This is a genomic window from Halobacterium sp. KA-6, assembly GCF_021029015.1.
Taxonomy (GTDB): domain Archaea; phylum Halobacteriota; class Halobacteria; order Halobacteriales; family Halobacteriaceae; genus Halobacterium.
This window is the reverse complement of record NZ_JAJJZH010000001.1, coordinates 308,608-331,637: the sequence shown is the minus strand read 5'-3', so window position 1 is coordinate 331,637 and position 23,030 is coordinate 308,608. Positions and strand designations below refer to the sequence as shown.

At 69.7% G+C, this 23,030-nt stretch carries 25 protein-coding genes; 10 read left to right on the top strand and 15 right to left on the bottom strand.

What is annotated here, in order from left to right; all coding sequences use genetic code 11:
* Positions 1-11: 11 nt before the first annotated feature.
* The gene (locus tag LPA46_RS01895) at positions 12-1,805 is read right to left on the bottom strand and encodes a S9 family peptidase (RefSeq protein ID WP_230891124.1); all 1,794 of its coding nucleotides are present in this window, start codon (positions 1,803-1,805) and stop codon (positions 12-14) included.
* 100 nt (positions 1,806-1,905) lie between these two features.
* Here LPA46_RS01895 and LPA46_RS01890 point away from each other — a divergent pair, with 100 nt between their 5' ends.
* A complete protein-coding gene (locus tag LPA46_RS01890) occupies positions 1,906-2,973 on the top strand; it encodes a glycosyltransferase family 4 protein (protein WP_230891123.1) in 1,068 nt (355 codons plus the stop codon).
* Here the strand turns inward: LPA46_RS01890 and folP are convergent, their stop codons facing one another.
* Entirely contained in the window at positions 2,974-5,403 is a 2,430-nt protein-coding gene (gene folP, locus LPA46_RS01885; protein WP_230891122.1) for a dihydropteroate synthase, read from the bottom strand.
* Positions 5,404-5,611: 208 nt separating this feature from the next.
* Positions 5,612-7,222 (bottom strand): bifunctional phosphoribosylaminoimidazolecarboxamide formyltransferase/IMP cyclohydrolase, encoded by a 1,611-nt coding sequence (gene purH / locus LPA46_RS01880; protein ID WP_230891121.1) that lies wholly within the window; start codon positions 7,220-7,222, stop codon positions 5,612-5,614.
* Between the two features lie 168 nt (positions 7,223-7,390).
* Between purH and purB the strand changes: the two genes are divergently transcribed.
* On the top strand, positions 7,391-8,767 hold the full coding sequence (gene purB, locus LPA46_RS01875; RefSeq protein ID WP_230891120.1) for an adenylosuccinate lyase: 1,377 nt from the start codon (positions 7,391-7,393) through the stop codon (positions 8,765-8,767).
* On the opposite strand, the gene LPA46_RS01870 is transcribed toward purB, so the two are convergent.
* Entirely contained in the window at positions 8,768-8,980 is a 213-nt protein-coding gene (locus LPA46_RS01870; protein ID WP_230891119.1) for a hypothetical protein, read from the bottom strand.
* 79 nt (positions 8,981-9,059) lie between these two features.
* Here LPA46_RS01870 and LPA46_RS01865 point away from each other — a divergent pair, with 79 nt between their 5' ends.
* Positions 9,060-9,272, top strand: coding sequence for a zinc ribbon domain-containing protein (locus LPA46_RS01865; RefSeq protein ID WP_230887672.1), 213 nt, complete (start codon positions 9,060-9,062; stop codon positions 9,270-9,272).
* Here LPA46_RS01865 and LPA46_RS01860 read toward each other — a convergent pair.
* Genes LPA46_RS01860 through dapA form a run of 6 tightly spaced genes read right to left on the bottom strand, consistent with a single transcriptional unit; the run spans position 9,269 to position 14,889 of the window.
* A complete protein-coding gene (locus tag LPA46_RS01860; protein ID WP_230891118.1) occupies positions 9,269-10,339 on the bottom strand; it encodes a M20/M25/M40 family metallo-hydrolase in 1,071 nt (356 codons plus the stop codon). The genes LPA46_RS01865 and LPA46_RS01860 overlap by 4 nt on opposite strands.
* A complete protein-coding gene (gene dapF / locus LPA46_RS01855) occupies positions 10,332-11,150 on the bottom strand; it encodes a diaminopimelate epimerase (RefSeq protein WP_230891117.1) in 819 nt (272 codons plus the stop codon). The genes LPA46_RS01860 and dapF overlap by 8 nt, the downstream gene beginning before the upstream one ends.
* A 34-nt stretch (positions 11,151-11,184) precedes the next feature.
* On the bottom strand, positions 11,185-12,417 hold the full coding sequence (gene lysA / locus LPA46_RS01850; protein WP_230891116.1) for a diaminopimelate decarboxylase: 1,233 nt from the start codon (positions 12,415-12,417) through the stop codon (positions 11,185-11,187).
* Positions 12,414-13,247, bottom strand: a complete 834-nt coding sequence (locus LPA46_RS01845; RefSeq protein ID WP_230891115.1) for a 2,3,4,5-tetrahydropyridine-2,6-dicarboxylate N-succinyltransferase — start codon at positions 13,245-13,247, stop codon at positions 12,414-12,416. The genes lysA and LPA46_RS01845 overlap by 4 nt, the downstream gene beginning before the upstream one ends.
* Positions 13,244-13,987, bottom strand: a complete 744-nt coding sequence (gene dapB, locus LPA46_RS01840; RefSeq protein ID WP_230891114.1) for a 4-hydroxy-tetrahydrodipicolinate reductase — start codon at positions 13,985-13,987, stop codon at positions 13,244-13,246. The genes LPA46_RS01845 and dapB overlap by 4 nt, the downstream gene beginning before the upstream one ends.
* Positions 13,984-14,889 carry a 4-hydroxy-tetrahydrodipicolinate synthase gene (gene dapA, locus LPA46_RS01835; RefSeq protein WP_230891113.1) on the bottom strand — a complete coding sequence of 302 codons (906 nt, stop codon included), beginning with the start codon at positions 14,887-14,889 and terminating at the stop codon, positions 13,984-13,986. Before dapA ends, dapB begins: the two co-directional genes overlap by 4 nt.
* A gap of 290 nt (positions 14,890-15,179) precedes the next feature.
* On the opposite strand from dapA, the gene LPA46_RS01830 reads away from it, so the two are divergent.
* Positions 15,180-15,821, top strand: a complete 642-nt coding sequence (locus tag LPA46_RS01830) for a metallophosphoesterase family protein (protein ID WP_230891112.1) — start codon at positions 15,180-15,182, stop codon at positions 15,819-15,821.
* 48 nt (positions 15,822-15,869) lie between these two features.
* The gene (locus LPA46_RS01825) at positions 15,870-16,367 is read left to right on the top strand and encodes a LabA-like NYN domain-containing protein (protein WP_230887680.1); all 498 of its coding nucleotides are present in this window, start codon (positions 15,870-15,872) and stop codon (positions 16,365-16,367) included.
* On the opposite strand, the gene LPA46_RS01820 is transcribed toward LPA46_RS01825, so the two are convergent.
* Positions 16,364-16,552 carry a hypothetical protein gene (locus tag LPA46_RS01820; RefSeq protein ID WP_230887681.1) on the bottom strand — a complete coding sequence of 63 codons (189 nt, stop codon included), beginning with the start codon at positions 16,550-16,552 and terminating at the stop codon, positions 16,364-16,366. The genes LPA46_RS01825 and LPA46_RS01820 overlap by 4 nt on opposite strands.
* A gap of 101 nt (positions 16,553-16,653) precedes the next feature.
* Here LPA46_RS01820 and LPA46_RS01815 point away from each other — a divergent pair, with 101 nt between their 5' ends.
* The 3 genes from LPA46_RS01815 to LPA46_RS01805 all read left to right on the top strand — a co-directional run bounded on the left by LPA46_RS01815 (position 16,654) and on the right by LPA46_RS01805 (position 18,306).
* Positions 16,654-17,124 (top strand): PUA domain-containing protein, encoded by a 471-nt coding sequence (locus LPA46_RS01815; protein ID WP_230891111.1) that lies wholly within the window; start codon positions 16,654-16,656, stop codon positions 17,122-17,124.
* A 79-nt stretch (positions 17,125-17,203) separates the two neighbouring features.
* Positions 17,204-17,590: a nascent polypeptide-associated complex protein gene (locus LPA46_RS01810; RefSeq protein WP_230891110.1), complete on the top strand. Its 387-nt coding sequence runs from the start codon at positions 17,204-17,206 to the stop codon at positions 17,588-17,590.
* Positions 17,587-18,306, top strand: coding sequence for a methyltransferase domain-containing protein (locus LPA46_RS01805; protein ID WP_442908191.1), 720 nt, complete (start codon positions 17,587-17,589; stop codon positions 18,304-18,306). Before LPA46_RS01810 ends, LPA46_RS01805 begins: the two co-directional genes overlap by 4 nt.
* Before the next feature lie 254 nt (positions 18,307-18,560).
* Here LPA46_RS01805 and LPA46_RS01800 read toward each other — a convergent pair whose 3' ends face one another.
* From LPA46_RS01800 to LPA46_RS01790, 3 genes are read right to left on the bottom strand one after another with little or no spacing between them, the layout of a single operon-like run.
* Positions 18,561-18,875 (bottom strand): transcription factor S, encoded by a 315-nt coding sequence (locus LPA46_RS01800; protein WP_230887684.1) that lies wholly within the window; start codon positions 18,873-18,875, stop codon positions 18,561-18,563.
* A 38-nt stretch (positions 18,876-18,913) separates the two neighbouring features.
* Complete coding sequence (locus tag LPA46_RS01795) at positions 18,914-19,171, bottom strand: DUF5789 family protein (protein WP_230891109.1); 258 nt, start codon at positions 19,169-19,171, stop codon at positions 18,914-18,916.
* Between the two features lie 49 nt (positions 19,172-19,220).
* A complete protein-coding gene (locus tag LPA46_RS01790; protein WP_230891108.1) occupies positions 19,221-19,991 on the bottom strand; it encodes an enoyl-CoA hydratase/isomerase family protein in 771 nt (256 codons plus the stop codon).
* A 79-nt stretch (positions 19,992-20,070) separates the two neighbouring features.
* On the opposite strand from LPA46_RS01790, the gene LPA46_RS01785 reads away from it, so the two are divergent.
* Positions 20,071-20,583: a DUF5797 family protein gene (locus LPA46_RS01785; RefSeq protein ID WP_230891107.1), complete on the top strand. Its 513-nt coding sequence runs from the start codon at positions 20,071-20,073 to the stop codon at positions 20,581-20,583.
* Positions 20,584-20,851: 268 nt separating this feature from the next.
* Here the strand turns inward: LPA46_RS01785 and LPA46_RS01780 are convergent, their stop codons facing one another.
* On the bottom strand, positions 20,852-21,868 hold the full coding sequence (locus LPA46_RS01780; RefSeq protein ID WP_230891106.1) for a DUF5787 family protein: 1,017 nt from the start codon (positions 21,866-21,868) through the stop codon (positions 20,852-20,854).
* Between the two features lie 111 nt (positions 21,869-21,979).
* On the opposite strand from LPA46_RS01780, the gene LPA46_RS01775 reads away from it, so the two are divergent.
* Positions 21,980-22,996 carry a zinc-dependent alcohol dehydrogenase family protein gene (locus LPA46_RS01775; RefSeq protein WP_230891105.1) on the top strand — a complete coding sequence of 339 codons (1,017 nt, stop codon included), beginning with the start codon at positions 21,980-21,982 and terminating at the stop codon, positions 22,994-22,996.
* Positions 22,997-23,030: the final 34 nt, after the last annotated feature.

Here is a 23,030-nt window from a genome sequence, read left to right as displayed (position 1 = left end):
GCCGTAAGTAGTTAGACGTGTTCATCGAGGAAGTCCACGACCGCGCGGTAGGCGGTGAGCTTGTTCTCCAGTTTGGTGAAACCGTGGCCCTCGTCCTCGAAAATCAGTTGCTCCGTGGGGACGTGCTCGCTGGCCTGTTCGACGATTTGCTCGGCTTCCTCGACGGGGACCCGGGGGTCGTTGGCGCCGTGGAGCACGAGCAGCGGCGCGCGGATGCGGTCGGCGTTGTTGACGGGACTGATGGCTTCGAGGAACTCGCGGTCCTCGGCGAGGCTGCCGTACTCGGCCTCGCGGTGTTCGCGCCGCCAGTCGCCCGTATTTTCGAGGAACGTCACGAAATTCGCGATGCCGACGACGTCGACGCCCGCCGCCCACAACTCGGGGTACTCGGTGAGCGACGCCAGCACCATGAACCCGCCGTAGGAGCCGCCGTAGGCGACGACGCGGTCCTCGTCGACGTCCTCGCGGCCGGCGAGCCACTCGACGCCCGCCTTGCCGTCCTTCACGGAGTCCATCCGGTTGCGGACGTTGTCGAGGTTCATGTACTCGGTGCCGTACCCGGAGGAGCCGCGGACGTTCGGCTCGAAGACGGCGTAGCCGTTGTCCACGAAGTACTGGCGCAGCGACGAGAAGAATGGCCGGCGCTGGGCTTCGGGGCCGCCGTGGAAGTCCACGACGACGGGGTGGGGACCGTCGCCTTCGGGGAGCGTGAGGAACGCCGGAATTTCGAGTGCGTTGAAGCTCTCGTAGTGGATTAGTTCGGGTTCGCGGAACGTCTCCTTCGGGATGCCCGCGGTGGCGGCGTCGGTCCAGCGGCGGCTGTCGCCGCTGGCGACGTCCACGACGTAGACGTTCCCGTTCTCCGTCGGGGAGGAGGCCGACACCGCGACGCGCTCGGCGTCGTTGTCGAAGCTCAGCCCGAAGACGACGCCGTCGATGATGTCGGGTTCGGGATGTTCGTCGAGGCTCGCGCCGTCGGCATCCGCGAGCGTGAGTTCGCTGTACCCGTCGACGTTCCGGACGTACGCCAGCCGCCCGGAGTCGTGGTCGACGGCGACGGACTCCAGCGGCCAGTCGCCGCCGCTGGCGACCTCCTCGACGTCGCCGGTCTCGGGGTCGAGCACGCCGAGGTAGTGGGTGTCCGCGCCGTAGTTCGTGCAGACGTAGATACCGTCGCCGTCGGGCGTCCACGAGACCGAGGAGAACTGCACGTCCTCGTCGAAGGGCGTCGCGTGCGTGACCTCGCCGGAGGCGACGTCGACCACGTAGAGGTCGGCGTCGAAGTTCGAGTGACTCTCGTGGAGCAACAGCCGGTCGTCGCTGGGGCTCCAGCCCGCCGCCGCGAGCATGTCGTAGTCGTCGCCCGCTACGAGCAGGTCGGCGTCTTCGCCCGTCTCGTCGCGGCCCTGTACGTAGACGTCGAACACACCCTGGTCGCGGCGGTTCGCGGCGTACGCGACGCGGTCGCCGTCGTGGCTCCAGCCGCCGAATTGGTGTTTCGCGTCCGGGTCGTCGGTGAGCGCGACGTCCTCGCTGCCGTCCGCGGCGAGCCGGTGGAGCTGCCAGAACTCGTCGCCGCCGACGTCCTTCGCGTAGACGAGTTCGTCGCGGGTCGGCGAGAACGACGCGTACGCCACGCGCTCGTCGTGGAACGTCAACTGCGAGGGCCACGCCTCGGGCGCGTCCACGCGCCACACCTGGGTCGACCCCGTGACGTCCAGCGTGAACGCGAGTTCGCCCGCGGGCCCGAACGTCGGCCCGCCCGCGCTCCGGATGTTGAGATACCGCTCGATGTCGTAGGCCATGCTCCAGACAGCCACCGGAGCGCCGATAGCGCTTCTGGTCGCGGAACCGGGGGCCGCGAGAACAGAACCGTTTTTACCGGCGTACTGCGTCCCGGCGAGTATGCGCGTGGCGTTCGTCTCGGAGACGACCGCCCACCACGTCGACGCCGACGACGTCGACCGCCTGCGCCTGCTGGGGGACTTGCTCGCGGCGCGCGGTCACGACGTCCACGTCTGCTGTGCGCAGTGGTGGGAGGGACAACCGGACACGTTCGAGCACGAGGACCTGACGTACCACGCCGTCACTGCCGAGCGCGGCCAGCGCTGGTTCTCGCCAAAGGCGGCCGCCACCCTCCGGAACCTCGACCCGGACGTCGTCCACGGCACGAGTCGGACGCCCGGCCACGTCTACGGCGCTCGCTGGGGCGCGCTCCTCGCGGGTGCACCGCTGATTCTGGACTGGTACGACCCACACGACACCACCGAGGGCCTGCGCGGTCGCGCGTACCGCTACGCCGCGCGGAAGCCCAGCGCCGTCGTCACGCCGTCGCGGACCGTGAAGACGAGCGCCCGGGAGTGTGGCGCGAACGGCGACGAGGTCCGCGTCGTCCCCACTGGCATCGACATGACGGGGATTCGAACCGTCGAACCCGCCGACGCCGGCGACATCGTGTTCAGCCGCCGCCTCGACGAGGACGCCAACCTCGAATCCCTGTTCCTGGCGCTCGCGGAGTTCCGCGAGTACGGGTGGAACTGCACTATCGTGGGCGACGGCCCGGCTCGCGAGGGCTACGAGCGCCAGGCCCGGGACCTCCGCATCGACGACCGCGTGGAGTTCGTCGGCGAGAAGAGCGTCGAGGAGCGCGTCCGCCTGTTCAAGGACGCCCACGTCTACGTCCACACCGCCGAACGCACCTCCTTCGGCCTCGACTTGCTGCGCGCGCTCGCCTGCGGCTGCGTCGGCATCGTCGAGTACCACGCCGAGTCCAGCGCCCACGAACTCGTCGAGACGTACGACCGGGGGTTCCGCGCGACCAACGACGAGGAGATTACGGAGTGTCTGGTCGCGGCCGGCGACCTCGAACGCATGGCCGTCGACGAGACGTTCGCCGAGTACGACCACGAGCACTTCCTCGAAGCGCACCTCGACGTCTACCGCGAAGCGCAGGAACAGGCCGGCTTGCTCTGATTACTCGTCGTCCGCGCCGCGGCGCGTCCGTTCGGCGACGCGGACTGCTGCGACGTTCTCTTCGACGTCATGCACGCGGACGATGTCCGCGCCGCGTTCGGCCGCGATTGCCGTGCCCGCGACCGTCGCGTAGCCGCCCTCGTCGGGGTAGCGGTCGACGGCGCCGAACATCGACTTGTGGCTGTGCCCGATGAGGACGGGGCAGCCGAGCGCGTGGAATTCGTCGGTGCGGTCGAGCACCTCGAAGTTCTCCGCCGTCGACTTCCCGAAGCCGAGGCCGGGGTCGACGATGATTTTCTCCCGCGGCAGGCCCGCTTTCTCCGCGAGCAGCACGCGCTCGGTGAGTTCGTCGATTACGTCGTCGACGACGTCGTCGTAGTGGACCTCGTCGCCGGGCTCGACGGGCGCGTTGATGGAGTGCATCACCACGAGCGGCGCGTCGTACTCGGCCGCGACGAAGCGCATCTCTGGGTCCTCCAAGCCGGTCACGTCGTTCAGGATGTCCGCGCCCGCTTCGAGGGCCTGCCGACCGACTTCGGCCTTGCGCGTGTCCACGGAAATCATGGCGTCGAGGTCCGCGATGCGCTCGACGACGGGGACGACGCGGTCCAGTTCTTCTTCGAGCGGGACGGGGTCGGCGCCGGGCCGCGTGGACTCACCGCCCACGTCGATGACATCCGCGCCCGCGTCGACCATCGCCTCGGCGCGCGCGACAGCGTCCTCGACGGCCTCGTACTCGCCGCCGTCGTGGAAGCTGTCCGGCGTCACGTTCAGGATTCCCATGACGGCGGTGCCGTCCTCCCACGGGTAGCCGTGGGTCGCGGGCTCGGTCTGGATGCCCAGCGTCTCCCGGAGTTCGTCGGCGTACACGGAGAGGCCGTACGGCTGCCCGTCGAGCTTCTCGGCGAGGCGCTTGAACTGCGCGAGCGTCCCCATCAGCACGGCGTCGAGGTAGCCCCGCGGCTGGGCGTTCAGCCCCGAGAGCGAGCACTCGCCGCCGAGGCTCAGCATCTCCTCTTTGAGGTACTGCGCCTGGCGCTTCTGGACGCGCGTCTCCACGACGCGGTGGACGCCCTTCGCGCGCATCCGCCAGACGCCCGGCGGCGTGACGTGCGCGCCCTCCAGCACGTCCCGCGAGTCGTCGAGGTTGCCGACGTCCTTCTGGACGTTCGTGCGCGTCCAGCGCTTGCGGGCCTCGGCGACTGCGAACAGCGACCCCGTGACGAGCACGAGGTCGTCCTCGCCGGCGGCGTCGAGCGCGTCGTCGAGCGCCGCCTCGACCGAGCGCGTGACCGTCGTGTCAGCGCCCGCTTCGTCGAAGACAGTCGCAAGCACGTCCGCGTCCTCGGCGCGCTCGGAGTCGGGTTCGCACGCCCACACGCGGTCGGGCGTCGGTAGCGCGTCGGCCATCCCGCGGTGGTCCTTGTCGTGCATCGCGCCGAACACGCAGTGGAGGTTCTCGTAGTCGAACTCCGCGAGCGTCCCCGCGAGCGCGTCGCAGGCCGCCGGGTTGTGCGCGCCGTCCAGCACGGTCACCGGAGCCGCGCTCATCACCTCGAAGCGCCCCGGCCAGTACGCCTTCCGCAGGCCGCGTTCGAGGAGGTCCTCGTCCACGTCCGCGACCTGTCGCGCGAGCGTCGCGGCGACGCCCGCGTTCTCGGTCTGGAACGAGCCGAGCAGCGGAATCTGGGCGTCCACCGACCAGCCATCCCCCGACAGCGAGACCGCCGCCTCGGTGTGGTTCGTGCGTCCTTGGTAGGTCGCGCGTACGTCGCCGTCGTCGCCGACAGTCACCACGTCGCCCGCGTGGTCGCGGACTGCGGCGAGGGCGTCGCCGGTCGTCGCCGTGACGAGTGGGTTCGATTCGGGCGCGACGTGGGCCTTGTCGCGGGCGATTTCCTCGACGGTGTCCCCGAGCACGCTCGTGTGTTCGAGACTCACCGACGTCACCGCGCTCGCCACCGGGTCGACGACGCTGGTCGCGTCGAAGCGTCCGCCGATGCCGACTTCGAGGACGGCGACGTCGACGTCCTCGCGGCCGAACTGCCACAGCGCCATCGCGGTCACGACCTCGAAGAACGTCGGCGCGTTCCCGTTCGCGGCGCGCTCGTTCACGCGCGGTCGAATCGCCTCGACGAACTCCGTCAGCGCCGCTTCGGACATGCGGCGGCCGTCGACGGTGACGCGCTCGCGCACGTCGTCGAGGTGTGGGGACGTGTACAGGCCGACGTCGAGGCCGGCCTCCCGGAGCACGGATTCGAGCAGCCGCGCCGTCGACCCCTTCCCGTTCGACCCCGCGACCTGCACGTACTGCGGGCCCTCGTGGGGGTCGTCGAGCGCGGCCAGCAGGTCCGCCGTCGAGTCCGTCCCGGGCTTGGGCCGGTAGCGGCGGAGGTCCAGCAGGAAGTTCGCCGCCTCGTCGTATCGCATACCCGAATCGAGCGCGGCGGCCCGCTTTAGGCTGTCGGACCCGGGACTGGGGCGTCTCTCAAAGAGCCGTTTGACTCTCCAGAAAGGACTTGATACCGGCGGGCGACGACGCAACTGGAGCGTCACCGGCCCCCAATCCCCACCCCAACTGCCCCCTTCACCTGTGTCAATCCGCTGGCGCTCCACTCTCCTTCGAAACCGAGGCTACTCAGTCGTGTCTGAAGGTGCGGTGGCCGGTGAACACCATCGCCATCCCGTGCTCGTTCGCTTCCTCGATGACGTCCTCGTCGTTGACGGAGCCGCCGGGCTGGATGACGGCTTCGACGCCCGCGTCGGCGGCGGCCTCAATGCCGTCCGGGAACGGGAAGAACGCGTCGGAGGCCATCACGGCGCCCTCCGCGTTCTTGCCGTCGGCGTCCCGCTCTGCTTTCTTCGCGGCGAGTTCGACGGCGTCCACGCGAGAGACCTGGCCGACGCCGAGGCCGACCGTCTCGGTGCCGTCCGCGAACAGGATGCCATTGGACTTGACGTGCTTGAGCACGCGCCACGCGAACAGCATCGTCTCGAATTCGTCCTCGGTGGGTTCGCGCTCCGTGACGACTTCGAGGTCGTCGCGCTCGGGCGCCCAGAGGTCCCGTTCCTGCACGAGGCGGCCGCCGACCAGCGGCTTCTCCGTGATGGTCTCGGTGACCTCGCCGAGTGGGCCGGTTTCGAGCACGCGGAGGTTGTCCTTGGCGGTGAGCACGTCGAGCGCGGCGTCGGTGTAGCCGGGCGCGACGACGACCTCCTTGAAGGAGTCGACGACGAGTTCCGCGGTCTCGGGGTCGCACTCGCGGTTGAGCGCGACGATGCCGCCGAACGCGCTCTTGGCGTCGGTGGCGAGCGCGTCGGCGTAGGCCTCGGCGAGCGTGTCAGCGACCGCGGCCCCCGCGGGGTTGGTGTGCTTGATGACGGCGGCGGCGGGCTCGTCGAACTCCTTGATGAGGTTGAGCGCACCGTCGGCGTCGTTGTAGTTGTTGTACGAGAGCGCCTTCGCGCCCTCGTTGAGCTGGTCGGCGTGGACGACGCTGGCCTCCTCGCAGGTGTCGTCGCGGTAGAGCGCGGCGTCCTGGTGGGGGTTCTCGCCGTAGCGCAGGTCGCTGTCGCGGTCGTTGCTCACGAGCCGGCGCACCGGGAAGTCGCCGCCCGTGTCAGCGTCGACGGTGACGCCCTCAGAGGTGACGTCGAGGTCGCCGTTCGCCGCCCAGCGCACGGCGCGCGGGTACGCCTCGAACTCGGCCTCGTAGAGCACGCGCTCCTTGAGGTCGCTCTCGTCGTCGTCCGCGTAGACCGGAACCGGCTCCTGCGTGACGACGGGGCCGGCGTCGACGTCCTCGGTGCGGACGCTACCGTCGTCGGCGACGGCGTTCGTGACGACGTGGACCGTGCAGCCCGTCACGGAGACCTCCGCGTCCAGCACTTGCTCGTGGGCGTCCGCGCCGGGGAACGACGGCAGGAGGCTCGGGTGGACGTTCAGCGTGAGCGGCGTCGCCTCCAGGAACACCTCCGAGAGCACGCGCATGTAGCCGTCGAGGCAGACGAGGTCGACGTCGTACTCGTCGAGGGCGTCGACGACGCGCTGCTCGTGGTCGCGCCGGGACTCGTCGTCGCGGTGCTTGACGACTTCCGTGGGGATGCCCCGAGCGTCGGCCGCGTCGAGGACCGGCGCGTCCGGGTCGTCCGCGAGCACGACGGCGAGGTCGGCGCCGCCGGGCCGCAGGTCGTCGATGTGCAGGAGGTTTCGGCCGCGGTTGCTGGCCAGACCGGCTACGTTCGTCATGTCCCACCGACCGGCGTCCGCGGGCAAAGTGGTTGCGGTTCGCGCCCAGGAGGTATGCACGAACTAGCATAGAAATATGCGTCTGTTGCCGCTATTCCCTCGAGTGTATGCACGCTCGTGGTTCGCTCGACCGGCAGGCTTTTGCCGCGAGCGCGGCCACTCCGAGGCATGACCGACACCCACGCCCTCCACGCCGTGACGCCGCTGGACGGCCGCTACGCGGGCCGCACCGAACCGCTCCGAGCGTACGCCAGCGAGGCGGCGCTGATGCGCGCTCGCGTCCGCGTCGAAGTCGAGTACTTGCTCGCGCTCGCCGACCTCGACGAGGTCGACCTCGACCTCACCGACGAAGAGCGCGAGACGCTGCGCGCGGCCTACGAGGGCTTCGACGACGAGGACGCGGCGCTCGTGAAGGCCATCGAGACCGAGGGCGCGCGGGGCTACGACGCAACCAACCACGACGTGAAGGCCGTCGAGTACTTCGTCCGCGAGCACGCCCCCGAGCGCGCGCATCCGTGGATTCACTTCGCGCTCACCAGCGAGGACGTCAACAACCTCGCGCACCGCCTGCTCGTCAAGCCCGCCGTCGAGGACGTGCTCGTGCCGGAACTCCGCGAGGTGCGGGACGCGCTCGTGGAGTTCGCGCACGACTACGCCGACCTCCCGATGCTCGCGCGCACCCACGGTCAGCCCGCGACGCCGACGACGTTCGGCAAGGAGATGGCCGTCTACGCCGCCCGGCTCGGCCGCGCAATCGCGCGCGTCGAGGCCGCCAGCGGCGACCTCGCGGGGAAACTCGCGGGCGCGTCCGGTACGTGGGCCGCCCACCACGCCGCGTTCCCCGAGGTCGACTGGCGCGCGTTCTCCCGCGACTTCGTGGAAGGCCTCGGCCTGTCGTACGTCGAACCCACGACGCAGGTGAACCCGAGCGACGACTTCGGCGCGCTGTTCGGCGCGCTCACGGGCGTCAACGGCGTCCTGCTGGACCTCTCGCGCGACGTCTGGCTGTACGTCTCCCAGCGCTACCTCGGGCAGGAAGCCGCCAAGTCCGAGACGGGCTCCTCGACGATGCCGCACAAGGTCAACCCAATCGACTTCGAGAACGCCGAGGGCAACCTCTCGAAGGCCGACAGCGACCTCGACTTCCTCTCGGAGTACCTCGCGACGAGCCGCCTCCAGCGCGACCTCTCGGACTCGACGGTCAAGCGCAACATCGGCGCGTCGCTGTCGTACTGCCTGCTCGCGTACACGAAACTCCAGAACGGGCTCGCGAAGGTCACGCCCAACGAGCAAGTCATGCGCGAGGACCTCGAAGCCAACCCCGAGGTCATCGGGGAGGCCGTCCAGACGATTCTCCGCCGCGAGGGCCACGGCGACGCCTACGAGCGCGTGAAGGAACTCACGCGCGGCGAGCGCGTCACCCTCGAGGACTTCCACGACCTGTTCGCGGAACTGGACGTCGAGGAGTCGGTGCGCGAGGAACTGCTCGCGCTCACGCCCGCGTCGTACACCGGCGTCGCCGGCGACATCGCGCGCGACGCCTGACTACGCGAACACGAGGAGGAACATGCCGGCGGCGACGAGTGATACGCCCGCGACGCGCCGCCAGCGCGCCGCTCTCGCCGACAACTCCCGGGACTCGACGTCGAACACGCGGCCTACGGCGTCCCGTAGCACGCGCGGCTCGACGAGGATCGCCGTGCCGTAGGCGACGCCGGCGACGCCGAGGAAGAACCGCGAGAGCCCGAGCGGTGTCACGGTGGCAGCAGAGTGCTCGTCGCCCGAAGTGTGTTGTGGCCCTGAAAACTTATGCCGCGGCGCCGCGCACCGGCCACGCGTGTCCCCGAACGAACACGACGGCTGCCCGAAGTGTGGTCACGACGAAGTCGACGTCGGCTCCATCTCGGCGACCGGCTCCGGGCTCTCCAAACTCTTCGACATCCAGACGAACAACTTCCAGACCGTGACCTGCACGTCCTGCGGGTACACCGAACTGTACGCGGACGTCGCCTCGCGCGGCACCGACCTCGCGGACGTCTTCTTCGGTTAGACCAGCGCGTCCAGCGCATCCGTGAGGATTTCGGCGGCGCGCTCCACGTCCGACCGGTGGACGTACTCGCGCTGGGCGTGGGCGACCGGTCCCTCGTCGTCGGCGAGCACGCCCGGCCCGAAGACGACCGTTGGTGCGTCCGCGGCGAAGTAGGAAGCTTCCGTCGCAGCGCCGAACGGCCGCGGGCTGCCAGCGCCCGCGTCGACGAGCGCTTCGACGACGGCGCTGTCGTCGGCCGTGTCGAACGCTTCGAGGAACGGCGTCTCTCGTTCCGCTGGCTGGACAGCGACGCCGACGTGCTCCGGGACCTCGTCCCGGACGTGCGCCGCGAAGCCGTCGAAGAACTCCGTCTGCGTCTCCGGCGGGACGGTCCGCCGGTCGAAGACGATTGTACAGTCGTCGGGCACGCGGTTCGCGGCGTCCCCGCCCGCAATGCGCGTGGGCGTGAGCGTCGGCGGCCCGAGTTCCGGATGCTCGGCAGCGCCACGGGACGCGTCGTACGTCCGGACCGCTTCGAGCGCCTGCTCGGCCGCGGCGACCGCGTTCGCGCCCGTCTCGGGCTCGGCGGCGTGTGCGCCCTCGCCCGCGAGTTCGACGGTGCCCTGGAAGCGGCCACGGGCGCTCGTGCACGCGTCGAGGTCAGTCGGCTCGCCCACGACGAACCCGTCCGGGTCGAGGTCGAGCGCTGCCGCGCCCATCGAGTCCGTCTCCTCGTCGGGCGTAATCGCGAGCGTTACCTTCCCCTCGTCGGCGTCGACGGCGAAGAATGCGGCGAGCAGCGCGGCCAGCGGCCCCTTCGCGTCGCAGGCCCCCCGGCCCTCGACGACGTCGCCGTCCCGCGCGAAGTCGACGTGCGGCGGCACGGTGTCGATGTGCGTGTTCAGGACGACGTGGGGCTCCCCAGTTCCCTTCGACGCGAGGACGTTCCCGGCGTCGTCGACCGCGGGGTCGTGGCCGTGCTCGCGCAGCGTCGCGACGAGCAGTTCGCGCATCTCCGTAACGTCCTCGTGGGAGGGCGTACGGACTGCGCGCTCGTGGAAGTCCAGAACGGAGAACGAGTCAGGCATCGAGCTGGCGCGCGGAGACGACCTCGGCTTCCCCGTCGACCTCGTGCTCGGTCGGGCCGCGCAGCGTCGCGGTGGTATCCGAGAGGTCGACGTGGAGTTCGCCACCCGGCGGTCGGACCGCGACCCGGTCCCCGCAGCGGCCCTCGCGGCGCGCGACGGCGGCAACCGCGACCGCGCCCGTGCCACAGGAGTCGGTCTCGCCCTCGACGCCGCGCTCGAACGTGCGCTGGCGGAACGCGTCCTCGCCGTCCGGGGACGCGAACGTGACGTTCGCGCCGTCCGGGAACGCCTCGTGGTGGCGAATGTCGGGCGCGGCCGCCTCGATGTCCACGTCGTCGACGTCGTCGACGAACACGACGGCGTGGGGGACGCCCGTGTTCACGGCGGTGACCTCGTAGTCCGCCAGTTCCTCGCGCTCCATCGGCTCGTCGCGGAACGCCGGCACGTCGCGGGGCGCGAACGACGGCTCGCCCATCTCCACGGTGACCTCCGCGCCGTCGAGGTCCGCGCGCCGCGTCCCCGCCTGCGTGTCCAGCATCACGGCGTCCGCGCCGGTCTGCTCGGCGACCCAGCGGGCCGCGCAGCGCGCCCCGTTCCCGCACATGTCGGCGGTGGAGCCGTCGGGCTGGCGCAGCGTCATCACCGCGCGCGGCGGCGTGTAGCGGTCCTCCAGCGCGAGGAACAGGACGCCGTCGATGCCGAGGTCGGCGCAGAGCCGCTCGGCGAACGCCCCGCGGTCGGGGACGTAGTTCGACGCGTCGACGATTGCGAAGTCGTTGCCGGTGCCGTGGTATCGTTCGTAGGGAATCATCGTTCTGGGGCGGGGTGTGGGCTGTGTACGGGAATCATCGTTCTGGGGTGGCGAGGTCGGACAGCGAGTCGCGTTCGCGGGCGAGCCGGTGGTCGCCGCCCTCCACGGCGACGACGGCGGGTCGCGGTCGGGAGTTGTACTGGGACGCCATCTCGACGCCGTACGCACCTGCGTTCCCGACTGCGAGCAGGTCGCCGCGCTCCGGTCGTGGGAGCCGTCGGCGCTCCGCGAGTACGTCTGTGCTCTCACAGATGGGCCCGACGACCGTAACTGTACGGTCTGGGCGGTTGTGGCTGTCGCGGGTCAGCGTGCGCACTTCGTGGTGGGCGTCGTAGAGCGCGGGACGGAGCAGCGTCGTCATGCCGGCGTCGACGCCAGCGAGCGTCGGGCCGTCGGTGCGCTTGACGGTGTTCACTTCGGTCAGGAGGACGCCGGCGTCCGCGACGAGGAAGCGCCCGGGTTCGACGACGAGTTCGGCGTCCACGTCCACGAGCGCGTCCCGGGTCGCGTCCGCGACTGCGTCGAGGTCCAGCGGGTCCTCCTCGGGGCGATACGGGACGCCGAAGCCGCCGCCGACGTCCACGAATTCGAGGGCCACGGGCGCGTCGCGTGCGACCGCGGCGAGGCGTTCGACGACCTCGCGGTGGGCGTCGACGTCCGATTCGGAGAGCATCCCGCTGCCGACGTGGGCGTGAATCCCGACCACGTCGAAGCCGCGGGCGTCGGCCTCGCGGAGTACGTCCGCCGCGCGCTCGTGGGGGATGCCGAATTTGGCGTCCGCGCCGGTCGCCACCTCGTCGCTGTGGCCCGCACCGACGCCGGGGTGGACGCGGACCGCGAGTCGGCCGTCGAAGCCGCGCTCTTCGAGGCGGTCGATTGTGTCGCGGGCGCCCACGACGAACGTCGCCGCAGGTGCCGCGTCGAGCACGTAGTCGAGGTCGCGGGCGGGCGGATTGACGGCCGTGTAGTGAATCTCGTCGGGTTCGTAGCCGGCGTCGAGCGCGCGGTACACTTCGCCGGCGGACGCGCACTCCGCGCCGGCGCCCGCGTCCCGGAGCGCTTCGAGGACCGCGCGGCCGGCGTTGGCCTTCACGGCGTAGTGGACGTCGGCGTCCGGGAACGCGGCCGCGAGCCGGTCGTAGTTCTCCCTGACACGGTCGAGGTCCTGCACGTACAGCGGCGTCTCGTACTCGGCTGCGAGGTCGCGGAGGTCGGCCGCCGACCAGTCCGCGAGCCGCCGCACGGCGGGGGCCTCGACGCGCGTCACGACCGCAGAACCTCCTCGCGCTGGGTCGCGTCGAGCGTCTCCGCTTCGAGGTCCATCGCGACGACGGCGGGCTTGAACGCGCCGCCGTCGAAGAGGTCGTGGTCGCCGACGCTGGACTCGACGTAGCGCGTGAACGCGCGGCGCTCGGGCGGCAGTTCGCCGTACAGAATCTCCTCCTCGACGAGGTCGTAGACGGGGATGCGCGGCGTCAGCAGCGTGTTCTCGCCGACGACGGAGCCCTCGCCGACGACGAACCCGGAGGTGACCCGGCAGCCCGCGCCCAGCGAGACGCCGTCCTCGACGACGACGGGCGCGCTCTCGACGGGTTCGAGCACGCCGCCGATGAGCGTGTTCGCGCCGAGCTTCACGTCCTCGCCGATTTGCGCGCAGGAGCCGACGGTGTCACAGGAGTCGACGAGCGTGCCGTCGCCGACGTGCGCGCCGATGTTCACGAACGCCGGGGACATCACGATGCAGTCCGAGCCGAGGTGCGCGCCACGGCGGAGCACCGTGCCGTCGGGCGTGTTCCGCGTGCCGCGCTCGTAGAGGTCGTCGGTGTCGCGAAGCGGGAGCACGTCGTGGTAGGTGACGTCGCCGTACTCGCGGGGCTCGGTCTCGCGGAGCGCGAAGTTCAGGAGCACGCCGCGCTTGACCCACTCGACGGCCTCCCACTCGCCGCCGGAATGCTCGGCGGCGCGCACGTCCCCGGCTTCGAGCGCGTCGAGGAACGCTTCGAGCGTGTCCGCGTCGTCCGCGTTCGCGGTCTCTGCCGTCAGGTCGCCGTCTTCGTGTCGGTGCCACAGGTCTCGTACGTCAGATTCCAGACTCATAGTTCGGAAGCAACCTCCTCGAATCGGTAAAACTCCGCGGGCTGGTCGGCGAGCCACGCGGCGGCGTCGAGCGCGCCCGCCGCGAACACCGACCGGTCGCCCGCGCGGTGTGTGAGTTCCAGCACTTCGCCGTTCCCGGCGAGCAGCGCCTCGTGCTCGCCGGTGACGTCGCCGGCTCGGCGCGCGTGTACGCCGATTTCGCCCTCCTCGCGGGGCTGGTCGCCCACGCGACCGTGGACCCGTTCAGATTCGCCCCGCTCGTCTTCGATACGGTCCAGCAGCACGTTCGCGGTGCCGCTGGGCGCGTCGCGCTTCCCGTTGTGGTGGGTCTCGGTGACCTCCACGTCGTACTCGGGGAGCGACCCGACTGCCTGCTCGACCACGTCTAGGAGGGCCTGGATGCCCCGCGAGAAGTTCGCGCCGAGCAGCACGGGCGCGTCGCTGCCCGCGTCCCGGAGCGCGTCCAGTTGGTCGTCGTCAAAGCCGGTGGTGCCGACGACGATGGGGACGCCGGCGGCCGCGCAGGCGGTCACGTACTCCACGCTCGCCTCCGGCACGGTAAAGTCCACGACCGCGTCAGGATTCTCGGCTTCGACGAGTGACGCGAACTCGCTGTCGGGGTCGAGGTTGCTGCCGGGGTCGCGGGTCGTCGCGAACGCCACTTCGACGCCGCGCTCGGCGGCCTCCTCGCGGACCTCGCGGCCCATCCGCCCGGTCGCGCCAGTGACCCCGATTCTCATGCGGGTACCTCCGCGTCGTCGAGCGCGTCCAGCGCCGCGCGGAGCCGTTCGCGCGTCTCCTCGGAGGCATCGGTGAGCGGCGAGCGGTAGTTCGCGGGACCGTGACCCAGAATCTCCTGAGCGGCCTTCACGGGAATCGGGTTCGTCTCCGCGAACAGCGCGCGGTTCAGCGGTTCGAGTTCCTGGTGGCGCTGGCGCGCGGCCTCGTAGTCGCCGTCGTGGGCCGACCAGACGAGGTCGCTGACGCGCTCGGGTTCGACGTTCGCGGTGACGCTGATGGTCCCGGTGCCGCCGACCGAGAGAACGGGCAGCGTCAGGCCGTCGTCGCCGGAGAGCACGCCGAAGTCCTCCTCGCGTGTGCGCTCGACGACCTCGCTGATGCGGCCGACGTCGCCGCTGGCAGCCTTGTAGCCGACGATGTTCTCGTGGCTCGCGAGCGCCTCGGCGGTCTCGATGGCGATGTTGCGGCCGGTCCGCGAGGGCACGTTGTAGATGATTTGGGGCACGTTTACGCGGTCGGCGATTTCCCGGTAGTGTGCCTCCATGCCCTCGGGTTCGGGCTTGTTGTAGTACGGGGAGATGAGCAGCAGGGCGTCCGCGCCCGCGTCCACGGAGCGCTGGGAGAGCCCCAGCGCCTCGTGCGTGGAGTTGCTGCCGGCGCCCGCGATAATCGGGACTTCGTCGCCGGCTTCGGCGACGACGGCTTCCACGACCTCCACGTGCTCGTCGTGGGTGAGCGTCGCGCTCTCGCCGGTCGAACCCACGGGCACGAGGCCGTCGACGCCGCTGTCGACGAGGCGTCGCGCGTGTGCTCGGAGTCGGTCGAAATCGATGCTACCGTCGGCCGTGAACGGCGTCGTCATCGCCGGGAAGACGCCGTTCACGAATGTTGTGTGGTCCATCTGGGTTTGGGTGTCGCGTCGGAGTCGGTGTGCGGGCCGTGCGTCCGTCGGCGGCCCGGCACGGGAGTGCTACGCCCGCAGCGAGCCGTACGTGTCGGCTGTGCTGCGTTTGCGTTTACCCGAGAAGGAGACGGCACTCTCGACGGCGCTGAACCGTGTGCCGAGAGCACCACTCATACGCTCAAGTGTGGGCAGCGGGGGACAAAGAGTTGTCGCCGCACGCAAGGACTGCCGACCCGCCGAGCGCGCACCGGGAGGTTTTTGCCGCGTCTAGTCACAGGTCCGTGTAGATGCTAGTCCTCGGGGACGCACACGCGAGCACGACCGACCGACGGCAGTCGCTGTTCGCCGCGTACCGCGCGGCCGACGCCGACGTCGCGCTCCAGGCCGGGGACCTCATGTACTACGACCTCCCGATTCCGACCTACTTCATCGGCGGCAACAACGAGGACTTCGACGTCGTCGAGGCGCTGCGCCACGGCCGCATCGAGAGCGACGACGTCTCGAACGCCTACCTCCTCCACAGCACCGCCGAAACCGTCGACGGCCTGCGCGTCGCCGGGCTCTCCGGGAACTACGCGCCCACGCAGTTCGAGAAGTCCCGCGAGCAGCTCTACGACGACCGCCGCCGCCACTTCGTCCGCGACGATGTCGAGCGAGCCAAGCAGCTCGACGACGTGGACGTCTTCCTCGCGCACGAAGCCCCGCACGGGCTCCCGGTCACGGAGGAGTACGACGTCGGCTGCAAGCACATCGACGACATCCTCGAGACCCTCGAACCCGACCTCTGTCTGGTCGGCCACCACCACGAGCACGCCGAGACCCAGTTCGGCCCCACGCACGTGGTCTCGCTGGCGCCCGCGTGGGAGTCGTACTACGAACTCGACCCCGACTCGCTGTCGCTGACGCGCCACGACACGCCGCCTGCCTGACCGGGCGGGTCGCGTACCTTCTTTACGGCGCCGGCGCGTACGGTCAGTATGGCTCCAATCCAACCGGGGCAGCGAGTCGCCGTGCTGGCCGACTCGCAGAACCTCTATCACTCCGCGCAGAGCGTCTACTCTCGGAACATCGACTACTCCTCGCTCCTCGAGAAGGCCGTCCAGGAACGCGAACTGACGCGCGCCATCGCGTACGTCATCCGCGCCCAGTCCGAGGACGAGGACAGTTTCTTCGACGCGCTGCGGGACATCGGCTTCGAGACGAAAATCAAGGACATCAAGACGTTCGGCGACGGCTCCAAGAAGGCCGACTGGGACGTCGGCATGAGCCTCGACGCGGTGACGCTCGCCGACCACGTCGACACCGTCGTGCTCTGTACGGGCGACGGCGACTTCTCGCGGCTCTGCAACCACCTCCGCCACGAGGGCGTCCGCGTGGAAGTAATGGCCTTCGAGGAGTCCACCGCGGAGGAACTCGTGGACGTCGCCGACGCGTTCGTCGACCTCAGCGAGCGAGAAGAGACGTTCCTACTCTAAACCATCCGACCGTCGGTGCCGGTCGACCCCATCAACAGCGACCCGGCGGCCAGCAGCGTCGTCGCGACGGCCGCCACGACCAGCAGCAGTGTCGTCCCCGAGGGGTCGAAGCTCGCCCACACCAACATCGCGGCGCCGACAGCGAGCAGCACCGCCGCAATCCCGATTTTCGCGGTCTCGTTCATGCCTCTGGGTTGCGGCCCACACCACATAAACGCATCCACTTTCCGGGCGCCCGCGCCAGCGACCCGAAGTGGCTTTACGCCCGCCAGCCGACCCTCGACGCATGCAGGACGCGGACGTGCACTCGCTGCGCACCGTCGCCGACTACCAGTTCGGAGCCGGCGCGGGCGCGGCGCTGTTCCCGCCGGAGGAACGCTTCGAGGTGCAGCGCTCGACCACCGGCCGCCCCCAGCAGGTCGCCCGCGACGACGGCACGCGCCTCGTCTCCGTCGGGATGGACGGCCGCTTCACGCTCGGCGCGGCGGGCGGCCGTCGACTCGTCGACAACCTCGCGCACCCCGCGGCGCGCGTGGTCGTCGGTGACGACAGCGAGCCGTTCGTCCGCGAGGGGAAGAACGTCTTCGCGAAGTTCGTCCAGACGGTCGATCCGGACGTCCGCGCCGGCGACGAGGTCGCCGTCGTCCACGAGCGCGGCGCGCTGCTCGCGGTCGGCCGCGCGGAACTCGACGCCGGCTCGATACTCGACTTCGATACCGGGATGGCAGTGATGGTTCGGGACAGCGTCGAGAAGTAGCGACCGGACGAGCGAAGCGAGTCCTCGTCGCAACCGGTCGTTCGTCATCCTTTTCACGCCGCGACGCTACGCTTCGGGCATGTTTGGCGGAGGCGGCATGAACCCCCAGAAGATGCAGCAGATGATGAAACAGATGGGCATCGACGTCGACGAAATCGATGCCACCGAGGTCGTCATCAAGCGGGCCGACGGCGACCAGCTCGTCTTCGACAACCCGGACGTCACGAAGATGGACGCCCGCGGGCAGGAGACCTACCAGATTATCGGCGAGCCCGAGACCGTCGAGAGCGCGGGCGAGATCGAAGCCGAGGCCGAGGTCGAGGCACCGGGCGAGAGCGGCGGCGGCATTCCCGAAGACGACATCGAGCTGGTCGTCCAGCGGACCGGCGCCACCGAGGCCGACGCGCGCGCTGCGCTGGAGGCGACCGACGGCGACCTCGCCGCGGCCATCTCCCGGCTGGAGTGATTCTGCTCGTTCGGGAGGACCGAGAGTTCCTCGCTGCACCGGGCGACGAGGTCCACACCGACCTCGGCGTCATCGACGTCCCCGAGAGCGTCGAAGCCGGTGAGAGGGTGGAGACGCATCTCGGCGAGCCGTTCACGGTCCGGGAGCTACGCGGCCCGGACCTGTTCAACCACCTCGACCGGACGGGCGCGCCGATGATGCCCAAGGACATCGGGCTTGTCGTCGGCCACACGGGTGCGTCGCGAGGCGACCGCGTGCTCGACGCCGGCACGGGCACCGGAGTGCTCGCCGCCTACCTCGGTCGTCTAGGTGCGGACGTCATGACCTACGAGCGCGACCCGGACTTCGCGGAGGTCGCACGCGAGAACATGGAACTCGCGGAAGTCGCGGACACGGTCGACGTTCGCACGGGCGACGTGACCGACCACCTCGACGACCTCGCGGAGTTCGACTTGCTGACCTTGGACACCGCGAACGCGCCGACGGCCGTCGAGCGCGCGGACGACCTGCTGGTCTCGGGCGGCTACGCCGCCGTCTACTCGCCGTTCGTGGAGGACGCACGCGAGGTCAACCTCGCCGCGGAGGACGCGGGCCTGGCGAACGTGGAGACCGTCGAGACGATTCAGCGGGAGATGGACCTTGACGAGCGCGGTTCGCGGCCGTCGACAGCGGGCGTCGGCCACACCGGCTACTTGACGTTCGCGCGGAACCCGTAGCTGTCCGACGGCTCGTTCTCGGGGACGGCTCGCCGCCTCGCTGCATCCACCGCCCCACATTCGATTACTGCATAGCCGTCGCTGGTCGCGCTTCGGTATTTAGACGTTCGCGAGCGGGTCCAGAAGCACCAGCATACGCGCGGCCTCGCCGCGCGTTTCACTGCGCGAACGGAGTGAGCGCAGGGAATTTTTAGCGTAGATTTTTGCAAGCGGGGGTGCGCCTGCGGCGCGCCCTCCGCAGTAAAAAGGTCCTTTTAGTTGTCGTCTTCGCGCCAGCGCTGCTCGCACTCCGTGCAGATGAAGAAGCGCGTCTCGGATTCGTCGGCGGACCGAATCTGTTGCATGTACCAGTGGGCCCGGTCGTTCTCACAGTTCGGGCAGACCACTTCCGTCGTCGGGAGCCCACGGTCTTGGGCGTCGCTGACGTCGACGATTTCGGTCTCTTCCTGCCCTTCGGTGACGACGAAGGAGGCGTCGGGGTCTTTGGGCTGTTTGTTCCCGCAGCCGCCGCAGACCCAGAGGCCGTCCTCCGCTTTCATCATCGAGCCGCACTCGTCGCAGAACTCCATACAACGTGAAGGCCGTCGTGTAAGTTAAGCCCCCTGTTTCACCCGTCGCCCTCCGATTGGCCGGGTTCGCCGACGGCTTCCGTCGGGAGGTTGTTGTAGAGGGCGGCTTCGAGGTCGTCGGGGCTGACGAACACGTCCTCGGTGACGCGGCCGACGACGTCGCCGAGGTGTTCTTCGCCGTCCGCGTACCGCAACACGACGTCGTCGAACTCCGCGAGGACGTCCTCGCGGGTCGCGGGGTAGGTGAGCGAGTCGAGTTCGGCCCGGAGTTCGTTGAGTTTCACGTCGGGTGCCATGCTCGAACGTACCAGACGTACGTCCCTAACTGTTGCCCCTCTAATCGGACTACTCGAAGTCCGGCTCGCGGTCGTCGAGGAACGCTTGCATACCCTCGCGCTGGTCGTGGCTCCCGAACAGGCTCGCCCACGTCCGGCGTTCGTACTCCAGCCCGGCGTCGAGTGGCGTCTCGTGGCTCTGGTTGATGGCGTCCTTGGCGGCGCCGAGCGCAGTCTTCGATTTCTCCGCGAGGTCGGCCGCGAGGTCGGCGACGTGGTCGTCCAGTTCGTCGTGCGCGACGACCTCCCCGACGAGGCCTTCCTCGTAGGCGTCGGTCGCGTCGAGGCGGTCGCCGAAGTAGACGAGCCGGCGCGCGGTCTCGTCGCCGACCAGCTGGGGGAGCCGCTGGGTCGCGCCCCAGCCCGGGATGATGCCGAGGTCGATTTCGGTCTGGCCCATCACCGCGGTCTCGCTGGCGACGCGGAGGTCGCAGGCGAGCGCGAGCTCCATCCCGCCGCCGAACGCGTAGCCGTTGATGGCGGCGACGACCGGCGCGGGGAACGACTCGATGGCGTCCGCGAGGTCGTGACCGAGTTCGGCGTACTCGTGGGCTTCCTGGGAGTTCATCTCGGCCATGTGGGAGATGTCCGCGCCCGCGACGAACGCGTCGTCGCCGGCGCCCGTAAGCACGAGCACGCGGGCGTCCCGCCGTTCGGCCTCGTCGACGGCGTCGTGGAGCGCGTGCAGCGTCTCGACGTTGAGCGCGTTCAGGCGCTCGGGGCGGTCGACAGTGACGGTCGCGACGCCGTCCTCGAAGTCGGAGCGGACTGTGTCTGCCATGCGCGTGTGGACGTAGACGGCGCAAATAATGGCCGGGGTCTTCGCAAGCCCGAAATACTGGCGCTGAGTACCGACTCCCATGACCCTCTCCGAGGAGGACCGCGAGCGGCTGGCGGACATCGTGGAACTCCAGCCGACGAAAAACGGCGTGCTCCAGGACCGCTGGGACATGGAAAGCGGCAGCGACGTCCACCAGTACCTCGAGTCGGAGCTGCGGGACTACTACTACCGCGACGAGAACAGCCTGATTCGCGCGACCGCGGAAGCCGCCGAAATCGTCGGAAAGGCGCCCGAGAGCGGCGAAGCACCCGCCGTCCACATGTCCGAGAACGAGCGCCGCGTGTTCGCGGTCATCGCCGGCCCGGACGAGCGCGCCGAGAGCGTCGTCTCGGTGCTGCACGCGGTTCGCGACGAGTTCGACGTGCCGGACCTCGAATCCGCGGACGTCCGTCGCGCGCTCCAGACGCTCAAGCGCAAGGGCATCGTGACCGTCGAACACCGCACCGTCCCGACGTACAAGCTCGCGGTCCCGCGCGAGGACGTGAACATCGCGGAGCGGGACGGCGAGCAGTCCGCCGCCTCGGAAGCCTGACCCTGACGGCCGCTCGCGCCGACTGTCGCTGTTGATTATGTGGGTGAACGTGGGACACTATCCACCTGGAGGCCGTATCTTCGAGTAGTGGTTTTCCATGCCCTACACGGTGACCTGCACACTGTGTAGTTTCACGCGCGAGATGGAGGCGTTAGACGACGTCTTCGAATTCCGCGACGAACACCAGGCGACGTACGGCGACGAACACGTCATCGAGTTCGAACTCGTCCAGTAGCGCGCCGCCGACGTCCGAGACGAACCCGACCAGCTACCGCTCTCGCTGCCGACGTTCGTCGAGGACGCGGCGAATCGTCGCGCCCGGTCCGCCCTTGACTGGCCACCCGCCCTGCCGCCACGTCGGCGGTTCGGGCTCGTACTCGGGACACGACCCCGAGCACTCCGCGGCCGTCTGCTCGCGTCCCTTCGCCGCGCAGTACGGGACGTAGCCGTGTGCATCCCGCTGGACCGCGAAGTGCCGGCAGTCCGGCTGCATCGTGTCGAGGTAAGAGCGCCAGCCCCGTTCGTACGCGCGTTCGGCGATGGCGAGCCGTTTCTCTGCTTTCCAGTCCGCGTCGACGTACTCGAAGCTCGCGGGCGACTGGTCGAACTCGCTGCTGGACGGCCGCTCGGTGATTCTGGTGCCGACCGACTCGGGGGACAGCGACCGCGGGTGCCACGCGACCGACGCCTCGCCGTCCGCGAACGTGAGGACCCCGGCTTCGACGGGCATCTCCGCGAACAGCGCGAGCTCGGCGCCGCGCTCGTCGCTGGACTCGGTCGCCAGCCACACCTCGTCGGCGAGCCCGAGCGCCACGTCGCGCTCCAGTTGGTCGGCGAGCGCGTCCGCCGCCGAGGCGTCGAGGTCGGGCTTGTTCTCGATGGCGACGATTCGCTCGACCCAGTCGGGGTACGACCACTTCCGCCTGAGTTCTATCCTGTTGCCGTTCCGCCGCGTCTCCACGACGCCGCGGTCGGCGGCCTCGTGAATCGCCTCGCGGACGTAACGCCACGGGTAGCCTGGGTGCGGGAGCGCGTCCCGGTAGAACGCCCAGTCCTCGGGCGCGTTTCTGACGACGTGCAGGAGGTCCGAGTCGAGCCGGTCGGTGCCGAAGTTCGCGCGCGCCGCCAGCGCCTCGGGGTCGACCTCGACGACGACGGTGTCCCAGCGCCGCCGCTTCGTGCCGAGCTGGCGCGCGACGATGCAGGGGCGCTCGCCGTCGGGGTGCCAGTGCTGCTCGGCCCACGCGCAGACGCGGAGTTCGAACGCGAACTCGGAGTCGACCACGCCGAACGTGGGGCCGCCGACCCACCTACGTCTTTCGCTGGGGCTCCGGAGAAGCGGCGGGTCCCGCGACGAGCAGGGGACCGAAGTACCGCACGGGACCGAGTCACGGGTATGCGAGCATACGAAGTGCAGGAGGGCGACCCGGAGTACGAGGGCGTCGTCGAGGTCGAACGCGAGCGCCCCGAACCGGAAAGCGACGAGGCGCTCGTTCGCGTGCGAGCGGCGTCGCTGAACTACCGCGACCTCGCTATCGCGAACAGCGACCTGACCTACCCCGGCGCGAGCCTTCCCGTGGTGCCGCTGTCGGACGGCGCGGGCGACGTCGTGGCGGTCGGCGAGGACGTCGACCGGCTCTCGGAGGGCGACCGCGTGGCGACGCCGTTCGCCCCCGACTGGGTGGACGGCCCCGCGGAGCCCGAGAAAATCCAGCGGACCACGGGTGGGAACGTCGACGGCGCGCTCGCCGAGTACGCCACGTTCCCCGCCGACAGCCTCCCCGTGCTCCCCGACTACCTCTCCTACGAGCAGGGCGCGGCGCTGTCGTGTGCGGGGCTGACGGCGTGGCGCGAACTCGTCGAGAAAGGAGACCTCACCGCCGACGAAACGGTGCTGGCGCTCGGCACGGGCGGCGTCTCCACGTTCGCGACGCAGTTCGCGTCCGCCCGCGGCGCGGACGTCGTCGTCACGTCCTCCAGCGACGAGAAACTCGACCGCGCCCGCGACCTCGGCGCGGACGTCACCGTCAACTACGAGGAGACCCCGGAGTGGGGCGACGTCGTCGCCGAGCAGACGGGCGGCGTCGACCACGTCGTCGAAGTCGGTGGCGCCGGCACGCTCGAACAGTCCCTACAGGCGGCCGGGTTCGGCGGCCACGTCCACGTCATCGGCGTGCTCGCCGACCAGGAAGCAGTCGTCCACCCCGGCCCGATTCTCGGGAAGGCGCTGCGCGTGGAGGGGTCGATGGGCGTCGGCAGCCGCGCGATGTTCGACCGAATGCTCGCCGCGATGGCCGCCGACGAAGTCGAACCAGAAATCGACCGCGTCTTCGACTTCGACGAAGTACGGGAGGCCTACCGCTACGTCGAGGCTGGCGACCATCAGGGGAAGGTCGTCGTCTCCGTCGAGTAGCACCGGCGTCGCCGCCGCTACGTGGCGGTAAAAT